Here is an 11,825-nt window from a genome sequence, read left to right on the forward strand (position 1 = left end):
ACTGAATCTGAGCCTGAGCCAGACCTTTCATATCAACGGGGCCAAGCCTACGTCTTCCTACGTAAATACCTGAGGAAGAAAGTCACCTCACGAACGCCTGACTGGTCGAAAAGCGCTTGTTAGGACTCCGCGATAGACTCTTAATTAATCCCGAGACTTAGCCGCACTAGAGTCACTAGACAGGGCAGGGGGCTCCCGCCACCTCGACGCGCTCACGCACCCAAACTCCCTTATGGCTCGATAGGTTATCCATGATCACGATGTTGCTTCGCCGTAGTTGGGCCACGAGCCCCTGACCCTTATAGGCTTCGAACCAGTCGCCGTTGATTGGCACTTCCAGCACCATCGGCGCTACCATGCCCCTCATGCACAGGCCCGCCACCAGCGTGGTGGTCTTGCGGAAAGCCTATCCGCAGGCGCTCGCCCTTGGCGCAGCGGCCATGGCTGCGAGTCATGTTCGTCGCAGTTCACAGCCTGCCCCGGCAAAGGTCACAGTCTGGTCGAACCAGTTCAGACGCTGCCTCAGAATGCCGGGGCGGTCCTGCTCGACGCCGTGTTCGCTTTTTTTCTACGCGTGACCCGCTCACGGTCGAAGAACCGCCACAAGGTCTCCACTCCAACGCTAATGTCGCGTCTCGCAAGGTTGAACTAGAGATCGGCGGGCGTGAGGTTGCCTCTCGCCTCCAGCATGGCCATGATCTGCTCCGCGTGAGCGTCTGTCTTTGATGAACGCTGGTCACCGCCAGGCTTCCTCGCAACCGCGCCGTAGCACCGTGGCGGCTCAAGCCAACGTCGCTCGCCGCGACGACACGATCACGCAAATCCTGGGATAGTACTTTGGCCATCCATGCTGGCCTCTCCCAACAGCATAGCCTCTGAATCAGAACCGACGCGCCAAGGAAAGATCCATCAATTTAGTCGCTGGACAGCGCATAAAGAGATTAATGGGCCTACAGAGTATCTCGTGCCTAACCTCTACCCCAGCCGTTGCGCCCCTTCTGGGCACGCAAGAGCGTTTGGGGATCGACGCTATCAGTGTTGGCTGTGGATTTTGGCGGCCGTGAAGTGTCAGATGAAGCAACAACATCTCGCGTTTGCTGAAGAACCTTTTTGGAGTCTCGTATCGCCTGTCGTGTTCTGGGTTCGATCCATTCCTTCACGTGAGGGGGGGCCTGGGCGATCTTACTTTGGACATCCTGAATTTTTCTAAATTCCCGTACGAGCTTACCGTGGATGTCGCGGACCTTGTCTATCTTGGTTTTTAATTCGTGTTCTTTGGCAGCTTGACGGAGCGCCACAGTCGACTGCAAGGACTTCTGCTCGTCGAGGCGATTCGATAGCTCGCTAAGTTTTCTTTCGACCTCGGCGAGTTCGCCTTGGCGACGCTCGGCCCGCTTCAGAGCGGCTTCCGCTTTTTCTTGCCTAGCTTGGGCGTCTGCTTGGATCTGGGATGCATTAGCCTCGGCTTCCTGTCGCGCCTTCGCGCGCATTCTATCCGTTTCGTCTACGGCGTTAGAAAGGGCCTCTTCCCATCCTTCGTCGAAGCCTTCGGCGCGTGCCTTTGCACGAATTTCGTCGGACTCAGCTTTGACTGCCTTCAGCCCATCACTTCGGCCTTCGTTCAAGCCCTCTTCGTATCCCCTCTGACGCTGGATCTTCTCTATCTCTGCTGCTTTGGCCTCACCTTCCAAGATTTTGCGCCTCGTGAGTTCGTTCGCCCCGGCCTCGGCGCGAGCGAGACTTTCGCGCGCTTCATGTTCCCACAATCGAGCTTGCTCAGCTGCCCTTCTTGCGGCCTCGTTGTGTGATTCTAGCTGCCTGCGGAGCTTAGCCGCCTCCTCGCCCTGCCGAGACGCTTGCCGGTCTCTTAACCGACGCTCACGAACCTCTTCAGGTGTCAACTCGGAGCCGCGTCGACCGCGCTTCAATCCGAGATGAGCTACAGCCCTAGACCAATCATCATGCTCTCTTTCGAGAGCGCGTTTTCCCCCTTTACGAAGTTCACTCGCGGCTAAAGTCGTCTTCATGACGGGTGGCCGCTCAAAACCGTCGTTCCGCTTTCGGCCGCGTGTCTTGTGGAGGCGAGTAGAAAGCGGCACGGAAACGACGTGAGCGTGCGGACTCTTTTCGTCGAAATGCCACGATATCGATATAAGATTTTGGCCGTGCTTTCGTCGTGCGAATGTGTCGACGGCTTCGATGAGCGGATCCTGCATCAGATCGCAGAGGTTCTCGTTTTCCCAGCCACCTGGGAACCTCCTTTTCCAGTAGCCTGGCGATGCGCCAAAGATGTCTTCGAAAGCAATTACCGCGTTCTTCCGAAGCTTGATGACGCCTGCTTCGTTGAGCCGGTTCTTGATGCGCTCCGTCAGGTCTCTACCAGGCAAATCGACGGTTTCTATCACCCCTAAACTTTTCGGGTCTGCATTCGGAACATCAATGGTCCGGGCGTTGTGTCCGTGTGCAAGAAAAACCTTGTTCCACGAGGAAAGGCTCGAGTGAGAAAGGGTGGCAAACAGCGTCATAACCGAAGTGTAGGGTATTTTGTCAGGCATAAAAACCCTTCACTCGGGAGACGTTTTTTTGATTCTACTAGCCTAAAGGCTGGATATACTCCTCCCTACGATTAGGCTACCAGAACGATTTAGTTTGGGTGAAAAACCGATCAGGAAATCGCCGAACCCAAGGCTTGGGATCTGTCAGTTTACCGAAAAGTTAGGTTTTGCGTTCATGAAGCGCCGTCGTGCGATAACGAAGAGTTGGGTTAGGGTGGTGCATGGAGGGAAGACCCTCGTCGCAAATCGAACACGTGCGCTGGTCAAAAGGGGGCAGTCACGCGGTGGTAATTCTGCTCGATAACGGCGCACATATCACGGTTCCTGTATCGCTTCTTACCGACGACCGACGTAAGCAGCTTCAAGGGGCTCAATTGTCGGTATCGACAGACGGGGGAAGCCGGATCCTTGCCGGAACTGAAACGTTTTTGACCCTTGCTGAATGTGCGGATCTTACGTTGGGGAACCTAGCCAAACTTTCTGCATCTCTCACGGGCAAAGCCACATCCGACGCAAAGACACGGGCTGCGCGAATAAACGGCAAGAAGGGCGGCCGCCCACCGTCCAGACGATGACATCCGCGGTTGGTCGTCGACTGATCCCGGTCAAACTTCAGCGAGAAACAATGCAGTCCTGATCATCATCATTCAATCTTTACGGAGTTTGGGCAAACCTCGACAGGGGAACCCGAGCGAAGCGGAGCGTGCGTGAAACCTACTGGAAGAATCGTTCGGCTTCCGGAGCATGGTTTCGAGGCAGAAGCTCCTAGCCGAACTCACCGATCCTTCACCAGGAAAGTTGCGCTGCGCATGATCGCATTCGCGTCCTGCGCAGTTGCCATCATCGCCATATTTTCTTTTCATGTTGCGAAAAGGGAAGCGGAACGCGCACTGCTCGGCGAATGGCAAATGCAGATCGAACAACGCGGCCGATATGAAAGCCAGCGTCTCCTGCGAGCCGAGGAGCTGACAAATCGCTTCTCCGCCCGGTTTCTCGCCAGCTATACCGATCCGGACGCTGCTTCCGCAGCCGACTTCGACCGCTACTTCAGCGCCTTTCCCGACGGCACCATCCGCCTTCGTCCAGAATTCTACTCCGGTTACCGGGACGGCGCTGGCGTCCAGCGAAGCGGCGCAACCGGCTTTGTCGCGCGCAACCAACCGCCGCTGACACCGGAACTCCAGCGTCGTCTCATACTTGCTTATGAGACCGTCGCCGAGTTTGGTCCGGGTGCTTCGACGGACTTTGCCAATGTACATGCGACCCTACCCGAGAATGCGCTGATCATGCACTGGCCTAACGAGCCGTGGGGATTAAAGGCTTCCAGTGATCTGGACATGACCGCTAAATCGGTCGTCCAAGCCACGTTGCAATCCAACAATCCATCTAGAAGGCCGGTCTGGACCGGCCTCTATTTCGATGCCACCGCAGCAAACTGGACGATCACGTTCGAACGCCCCCTGGACTGGCAAGGACGGCACCTTATCAATCCAAGCGTAGACGTCAGCGTGACAGATCTAATCGATGACGTCTCGAGCAACCAACCCGATGGAATTTATGAGCTCCTTCTGTCGAGGAATGGCATGCTGGTTGCCCACTCCACCGGCATCCAGGATCTTCCGGAAAACGCCGGGCAAATCGAAATCGAGGAGCTAGGCTCCTCGCCGGCGGCAGACATTTACCGCGACTTATCCCATTTGGGTCCGGCCAATGATGGTAAGGCGACGGTTAGATTCGACGCGGATCTTGATGCGTATGTAGCTGGCGTGGGGCTCAAGGGACCGGACTGGTGGCTGGTTACCGTCTACCCACAGGATCTCGTGGAAGCCCGAGCGCTTCGCTTCGCTGGTAGGATCCTTGGCATCATCGCGCTACTTTTCGCGGCGTTCATTGCAACGATAATTCTTGTCTTGCGAGGCAGCGTCGCAGCTCCCATCCGTAAGATCACACTGGCAACCCAGCGCCTAGCGAGCGGCGATGGCCGCTCTGTTCCAATCAGCGATGGCACACTTCCTATCGACCGCCATGATGACATCGGAACGTTGGCCCGCTCCTTCGGACTTATGGCTAGTAGGGTCGAGGATATGCGAAGCCACCTCGAAGATGCGGTTAGCGAACGCACAATCGAACTTGAGCGGGCGAATCAGCTGTTGGCGGAACAGAGCGTCCGAGACGCTCTAACCGGAGCCTTAAACAGGCGTGCCTTTGACGTGGCCCTGAAAAAAGCCATCCACGACGTAAACGTGAACGAAGCTAAAATTGCACTCGTGCTTTTCGATGTCGATTTCTTTAAACTCTATAACGATCACTACGGTCATGTCGCGGGCGACAAGACTTTGCGGCAGATTGTAATGCAGCTCGAAGCCTCTTTGCCGACCGCGAGCATATATCGCTATGGCGGAGAGGAGATCGCTGCCATCATTCCGTGCCGCGACGGAAGCGAGCCCAAAGGCGCGATCAATAAGGCTGTGAAGGAAGTGGAAGATCTCAGCATAATCCACTCCAAAAGTCCTTATGGACATGTGACCGTCAGCGGTGGCGGCATGTTGCTATCCGGGGAAGCACCGGAAAGTGGGGAAATCCTCGAGTCTGTCGATAGGGCCTTGTACTCGGCGAAAAAGGGCGGTCGCAATCGCTTCGTTTGGCTCGTACCAGAGCAAGCCTAACCCACTGGCAACCAGTTATGCCGTACGCAGTCAGGCAGGAAAGGCCGAACAAATCCGTACTCCGGTGATGAGGCTTCGGCGGCTGCCCTATTGCGCTTAGCCCGTCGTATTCACCGGACCGGTCCTAAAGGGTTAGCGGGAGTGGCCTAAGCCTCTGATCTGAAGTAGGAACTGGGTGTCTAAGCCGAACCTGCCGCAGGGCAGAAAATGCCACAGGTCACCCCCGCATGAACAACGATATCGCAAGCGCATTTGGATTCCCAGCAGTCGGCCGCAAGAAAGTCACAGCCGCTTTCGACGGCGGCCGGCTTACCTCGGATGGCGGCGTGTTGCTGCTGGCACAGGCCGAACGAGCGATGGGGATCTGCCAGCAGCTTGCAGCCTGCATTTCCGATCCGCGTGACCCGGGCAGAGTGGTGCATCACCTCGACGATATCCTGCGCGCCCGCATCTTTGCGATCAGCTGTGGCTATGAGGACGCCGATGATCTCGACGTTCTGCGCGACGATCCGGGCTTCCGCCTGGCGCTGGGCAAGCTGCCGGGATCGGGCGTGGGGCTTGCGAGCCAACCGACCATGAGCCGGTGGGAAAATGCGCCGACTACGCGCGAGTTGGCCAGGATGATGGCCGCGATGATCGACATCTACTGCGCCAGCTATCCCGCCGCGCCGGCGGCGGTGACGCTGGATATCGATGACACCTGTGATGTCGTGCACGGCTATCAGCAACTCTCGTTCTGGAACGGTCATCACGGGGAGCGCTGCTTCCTGCCGATTCATGTCTACGACACCGCCACCGGTCGGCCGGTGGCAATGCTGCTGCGCGCCGGCAAGACACCGTCGGGCGCCGAGGCTGCCGGACACATTCGGCGCCTGGTGCGCCATCTTCGGCGGCACTGGCCCGATACCCACATCACCATCCGCGGCGACGGGCACTATGGGCGGCCCGAGGTCATGACGTTGTGCGAGGCGACCGGCGTCGATTACGTATTTGGTCTGCCGACCAACGCCGTGCTGCGTGCCGATCCCGAAATCGTCACCGTCGCCGATGCTTGTGCCGTCAGGCGGGCTCAACGCCAATGCCCGGTCCTGCGCAACTATGCCGAGACCCGCTACGGCGCCAAAAGCTGGAAATGCCAGCGCCGCGTCGTCGCCCGGATTGAGGCCAGCACGCTGGGCATGGACATCCGCTATGTCGTCACCTCGCTGACCGAAGGCTCGGCCGAGCACATCTACGACACGCTGTACTGCGCCCGCGGTCAGGCCGAGAACCTGATCAAGCGCCACAAGAGCCAGCTCGCCAGCGATCGCACCTCGTGCCGCTCGGCGGGCGCCAACCAGATGCGCCTCATCCTGCACACCGCCGCATACTGGCTCCTGTGGCGAATCCAGCAGGAAATCCCAAGAGCCACCGCACTCGCCACCGCCGAGTTCGCCACGCTGCGCCTGCGCCTGCTCAAGGTCGCTGCCCGCGTCATCGAAACCGCCACGCGTATCCGCGTCGCCTTCGCTTCGGCTTGCCCGGATGCCGGTGTGTTCAAGGCCATCACCACCAGTCTGCGACCAGCGCCCACATAGCAAGAGCGGCGGTGCCGCCGAACCCCTGAGCCCCAGTCCATCAACCTCGAAAAGCCCATTGCTCCTGCCGCGGTGAAAAACGCCGGTGGAGGCGTGCGCCTTGATCAATCAGGCACCGCCACATCGCCGTCCGAACAACACGAAGCGGTAGCCTCATGAATAGGACGGGTTAGCCGGCGAGTATCGAGCTGCGGCGAAAATGCTACTTGCTGGGAAGGCGAAGCGAGCCCTTATCCTTCGCGCCATTTCGTCTCACTGCGATACATGCAGCCGAACTTTACCTCAGCGCCTTACTAGTACACGGCGGGCGAAGTGTCGCAGACGTTAGAGCACTTGGCCATGATGTTGCTGCACGGGCCAATTTGGCAAGCGAGCTAGGTTTGAAGCTGCGAAAACGAACGTTGCAGCATCTCGGAGCCTTACGAGAGAGCCGTGAGTATCTTGTCTCTCGATACGGTGTGGAGACGAGATCTCTCTCGCAGGTGAACAGGCTCATCGCCACGCTCGAAGAGCTGTCAGAGAAAGTTCGGATCTCAATCCTAGCTTCCAAGAATGAGGTTGAAGGCGTCCTCACGGAAAGCGCCGAGGCTGCAAGGCGGTAGGCGCCGCGTACGTAGACGACTAAAGCTTTGCTGTCGTCCTCGCTGCTGTCGATGGGCCGCTGCGCTTGGTGATCCGCCCACACCTTCACCTTAGCCCCCAGATTAGTGGAATTCTCTGCAGTGATTTTGTTTGCCGCACTACTCGCTTCCGTACCTATCGTCGCAGAAGGCGAAGCCTTTACCTGCACACCGACGCGAGTATGGGATGGAGATGGTCCAGTCTGGTGCGATGAAGGGCCTCGCTTACGTCTAAACGGTATCGCAGCGCGCGAGACTGATGGGACATGCCGCCACGGTCACCCCTGTCCATCAGCAACAGCTGCTGAAGCGAAGGCGGCACTTGTCCGCGTTCTACGTCCTGCCAGAGTAGAGAAGCTGAGTAGCGGCCATATCGCCGTCTACGGAGCACCTACTCTTTCTTGTGTATCAGGCGGCGCCGCCGGTGGCACACGAACGGCCGCGCGTTGCTGGCGACCTGATAACGTCGAGATCAGCTGCGCGATGGTGGGAACGGGTACGGTCCTGGAGTGGAAGCGTTACAGCCAAGGCGAGTATCGTGAGTGCGGAGACGAATGAGCAATGTGCAACCTCTATCGGATGCGGTCGAATGCTGCTGAGATCGCACGAATATTCGAGGCCGATAATCTCGCCGGGAATGTTCCAGACCTAGCGGAGATTTATCCTAACCAGACGGCGCCTGTCGTCCGTACAACCGATGGGGGGCGTATCATCGAGAGCTTCCTCTGGGGTTTCCCGCCGCCGGGCCAAATCAAGCGCTCCGTGACGAACGTCCGCAACCTTAAGAGCCCATTCTGGCTTTCGGCTCTCAAACGTCCGGATCGCCGGTGCCTCGTCCCCGTCACTGCATTCTGCGAATGGACTGGTGCAGCAGGCTCGAAGCAGAAGGTGTGGTTCGATATTCCGGAAGAGCCGCTCTTCGCATTTGCCGGGATTTGGCGGCCCGTGGATGGCGAGGCCTCGCGGTTCGCGTTCCTGACCTGTGAGCCGAACGAAATTGTCGGCGCCATTCACCCAAAGGCAATGCCGGTTTTGCTCACAAAGGAGGACGCCTCCGTCTGGCTTACGTCCACTTGGGAGAATGCAGAGGCACTCGTGCGGCCTTTTGCCAGCGAGCGCATGCGGACAGACACTCTAAGCTTGTTCTAGTTCGACGAAACCCTGCGACGCTAACATACGCCGCAGGGTTCGTGACCCAGTTGGGTGGGCGCGCCGATGCAAGTTGGGGAAAACCGGCGAGCAAAAGGTTAACGCATAAAGTCTCGTCAGGACGAGTTCGCAGGCGAAACAATCTTCTGGCGCGAACCGATGCCGCGCGACACTGGTTCTGTATCGAGTGAGTAGGGTGTTTTCATGGCACCTTCCTCGCGAACTCAGGACCGGCTAGCGCCGCCCTTAATTGAGTGCCCACGTAGCGCAGTATCATAAGCACCGTTCTGCCCCCACATTGCCGCCGCTGACCTGACTTGGCCTGACCGGACTTGTCGACGATCGGTCTTTTGCGGTTGCCGGCGCCTTGAAGTTATGGGGGGCAGGTGCGGGAGAAGGTCCGGACGCATTGCCTCCACGGTGCTTTAAGGTAGTTACCGGGGCAGGGCGGCGTCGGCATTTCTCTAGAAGAGTCTGGCGCTGGTGGCGCAGATGGCTAGCTCGAACTACATCAGTGCGCTGTTCCGACGGCACGGCCTTCCTCCCTCACAGCTGTGCACCTGGCGACGTTTGGATAGGAGCATCCCATTGCGAGCAAGCTTGAGTTCTAGCTTTGTCAATAGAGCCCCTCGCCCAATTAAAGGCGAACGGCGGCGTGAGTACTGGGATACGAACCTACCGAACTTTGCGCTCGTGGTGACACCGCGTGGAACGAAGAGCTTTATCATTGAGTATCGGCTGGCGGACTCTAACGGAATGGTGCACCATGTACGCTATACGATCGGACAGTACGGGCCTGAATGGTCTTTAGAGAAGGCAAGAGACGAGGCGCGCCGTCTGTTCGTCTTCATCAAGGCCGGGATCGATCCGCGCGAGGAAAGAAAGGCCCATAAACGACGGGCAATTACCCGGGAACGCCGGGTAAGCCTTGATCGAGACCGCAACGACCTTCTTAGTCACCTGGTGCGTCGTTACATTCATCGAAACCAAGAAGGCATTTCAGATCAAACGAAAATCAAACAGGAACGTGATATTCTCGAGAACCTCGTTTCAGAGATAGGAGATCGTTCGGTTCGTCACCTTTCTGAAAGCGATTACGCTCGCGGCTCGGCTGAGGTGATTGAGATTGGCCAATGGTCCCGTTCCGACGTGGACAGGGTGGTCTCGATTTTTATTGATTGGCTGAGATCTGAGTGAGTAGCCCCTAGTGTTCTAGACGCCTTCTATCCTAATTTTTAGAGCAGGAGACGACGATGGGGAAGTCCAATTTCAGCGATAGGGTCTGATCGACCAGCAGGCGCTGAGCGTCGCGTCCAGGCCCTGCTCATCCGTTTTGCACTGCGAAGAGCTCTAATTGAGACCTGAAAAATCCGCCCCTCACATCACTTCTATTAATCCGCGTAAGCAAGTCTGGCGTAGTCTCGTTCATAGATCCGCCTAATCTGAGAAGCTTCGCTGCCCTGTGGCCTAGTGTAGCCAGAAACCGAGCGGTCCGCCCATTTGGCGATAGAAAGAGGCTTACCGGTTTGCTCGGCAACGAAAAGTAGGTGGTAACCTCGGTGTTCGTGCTTAGCGATCAAGTCAACGCCAATGTCTCTATTATGATCCTCTATGAATTCCATTTGTGGTTTGAACCAAGCGGACAATTTTTCATCATACTTACCATTTATTGCATCGAGTGCCTCGGCCACCGTCATAGACAAGTTGTGGGCGTGGTTCCAATCGGTAATTAAATTCATAAAACGTGCAATAGGATCGAGTGTAAAGGCGAAGGAAGGTATTTTCCTGAATTTCTGCTCCCCAATTACATGGTGCCAGTCCCGGACGGTAGGAAAATCGTCAAACTCCTGCCCAAAAATTGACAGCGCTATGTCACGACCAGGAACACCCGGGATCTGGATAAATATTGTATGAGTTGCTAGGGATTGGCGTAATCGACTTTTGCCCACTTCCGTACGGGAAGTAGCTCGAGGTCGGGAGGCAAGCCATGTCTTGGGAAAGTGTCTTTTGGTCGTCGATTCAGCGCTGCTAAAGGCTCTGAAAATCGGTTTTGGGACTTCAGGCATTGTTACCTCTTGGTAGTGTTTCTTTTTTTCAGCGGCGTTTTTGGTCTAATGTTTCCTTTGGGTCGAGCTCTGGTTGCAAAAATGATGATGCGAGATCGCTTTGCCTTATGCCGCCATTAAGTTCTCAGTAATGCTATAAATTCAATCCCGGTTCGCTGGTGCGGCGCCCGAGCGCATGAACCTTTTAATGAGTTTTGCATAGCGGTTCAGTGCAATTCCCAAGGCTGCGGTAATGTTTGGTCCCTCTGACCCTCTTTGGCGCATTGCCGTCGATCTAGCCAAGCTCTCTATGGATGTTCCTGCCGGTTGTGCGGCTAGGTAGGTTCTGTTGCAACGCTACGGCCGTTGTGCGCGCAGCTAAGGATGGGCAAGCCTGGAAAAGCTTTCCGTTCTCTGGTTTTGTTGCGGGGCATGTTGGCTGATCAAGCGGGACTCTCAGTTGGAAGAGCCGTCAGAGCCGCCATACTTGCGCCTATGTTGAGCGATCTGATCAACGCATATCCCAACTATCTCATTATCGCCGGTGCGAGCAGCCTGATACTGAAGAGTTAGCTTTTGGGTCAAAAGCTTGCTTCGGTCCAAGGGCAGGGAATCAAGCCGTTGAAGCCTGCGATTTACAACGCTTGACGTCTCGCTCCCCTTAACTCGCTCAGCGGCACTTACTCCTTGCGAAAGGCTATCCTGCGGAGCGTGTAAGCAGCTTATCAGCGGCTTAAATTCGACGGCAGCGAATCGCCTGAGAGCATGTTTGCATCCAGCGACTCGGCCGCTTGGATCTGCGCGCAGCCGCTTGGGGATCGAGTCGTTTCCGGAACGGCTTCTGCAAGTTCTGGGCCGTTTTGCGGAAGACGGCCCTGACTTCTCAACGAGATACCTCCGAATTCCCCTGAAACCGCCGAAATCCACTCTCATTCAGACGCCGCGATTTCGGCTCATCCTGCCGCAGCACGGATGACATTCGGCCCTCTCGCATGGCTAGCGCCGGCCACCTAGCGGGGGGGTCCGAAGGTGCTTCGAACCCCAAAAATCTCAATCAATTTGGAGTGTGGGGTCACCTATGCAAAGCTGTTTACGTCGTCTTAGTAGATCAGAACCTATCCCTCTCGCGTCGTCACTGGGCAGACGATCGACGCGAAAAGGGGCCGACCGTTGGTAAACCGGAACATGAGTGCACTTGCCATTATCTGTTCGA

General features: G+C 56.8%; 6 protein-coding genes. 4 read left to right on the forward strand and 2 right to left on the reverse strand.

Annotation, left to right across the window (positions count from 1 at the left end):
* Window positions 1-968: 968 nt before the first annotated feature.
* The gene (locus C725_RS16305) at window positions 969-2,555 is read right to left on the reverse strand and encodes a plasmid recombination protein (protein ID WP_008603962.1); all 1,587 of its coding nucleotides are present in this window, start codon (window positions 2,553-2,555) and stop codon (window positions 969-971) included.
* A gap of 809 nt (window positions 2,556-3,364) precedes the next feature.
* Between C725_RS16305 and C725_RS14695 the strand changes: the two genes are divergently transcribed.
* The 4 genes from C725_RS14695 (at window position 3,365) to C725_RS16020 (ending at window position 9,764) form a co-directional block, all read left to right on the forward strand.
* Window positions 3,365-5,221 carry a diguanylate cyclase gene (locus C725_RS14695; RefSeq protein WP_149864716.1) on the forward strand — a complete coding sequence of 619 codons (1,857 nt, stop codon included), beginning with the start codon at window positions 3,365-3,367 and terminating at the stop codon, window positions 5,219-5,221.
* 227 nt (window positions 5,222-5,448) lie between these two features.
* Window positions 5,449-6,798 (forward strand): IS1380 family transposase, encoded by a 1,350-nt coding sequence (locus C725_RS14700; protein WP_008603964.1) that lies wholly within the window; start codon window positions 5,449-5,451, stop codon window positions 6,796-6,798.
* A gap of 1,181 nt (window positions 6,799-7,979) precedes the next feature.
* Entirely contained in the window at window positions 7,980-8,567 is a 588-nt protein-coding gene (locus tag C725_RS14705; protein WP_038283708.1) for an SOS response-associated peptidase, read from the forward strand.
* A 600-nt stretch (window positions 8,568-9,167) separates the two neighbouring features.
* On the forward strand, window positions 9,168-9,764 hold the full coding sequence (locus tag C725_RS16020) for an Arm DNA-binding domain-containing protein (protein WP_160165736.1): 597 nt from the start codon (window positions 9,168-9,170) through the stop codon (window positions 9,762-9,764).
* Between the two features lie 194 nt (window positions 9,765-9,958).
* On the opposite strand, the gene C725_RS16310 is transcribed toward C725_RS16020, so the two are convergent.
* Window positions 9,959-10,633, reverse strand: a complete 675-nt coding sequence (locus C725_RS16310; protein ID WP_149864717.1) for a hypothetical protein — start codon at window positions 10,631-10,633, stop codon at window positions 9,959-9,961.
* Between the last annotated feature and the right edge of the window lie 1,192 nt (window positions 10,634-11,825).

This window comes from Pacificimonas flava (assembly GCF_000342165.1).
GTDB lineage: Bacteria > Pseudomonadota > Alphaproteobacteria > Sphingomonadales > Sphingomonadaceae > Pacificimonas > Pacificimonas flava.

Coding starts and splice junctions, on each gene's coding strand:
- C725_RS14700 (WP_008603964.1), top strand. CDS start 5,449: ATGAACAACGATATCGCAAGCGCATTTGGATTCCCAGCAGTCGGCCGC.
- C725_RS16305 (WP_008603962.1), bottom strand. CDS start 2,555: ATGCCTGACAAAATACCCTACACTTCGGTTATGACGCTGTTTGCCACC.
- C725_RS14695 (WP_149864716.1), top strand. CDS start 3,365: ATGATCGCATTCGCGTCCTGCGCAGTTGCCATCATCGCCATATTTTCT.
- C725_RS14705 (WP_038283708.1), top strand. CDS start 7,980: ATGTGCAACCTCTATCGGATGCGGTCGAATGCTGCTGAGATCGCACGA.
- C725_RS16310 (WP_149864717.1), bottom strand. CDS start 10,633: ATGCCTGAAGTCCCAAAACCGATTTTCAGAGCCTTTAGCAGCGCTGAA.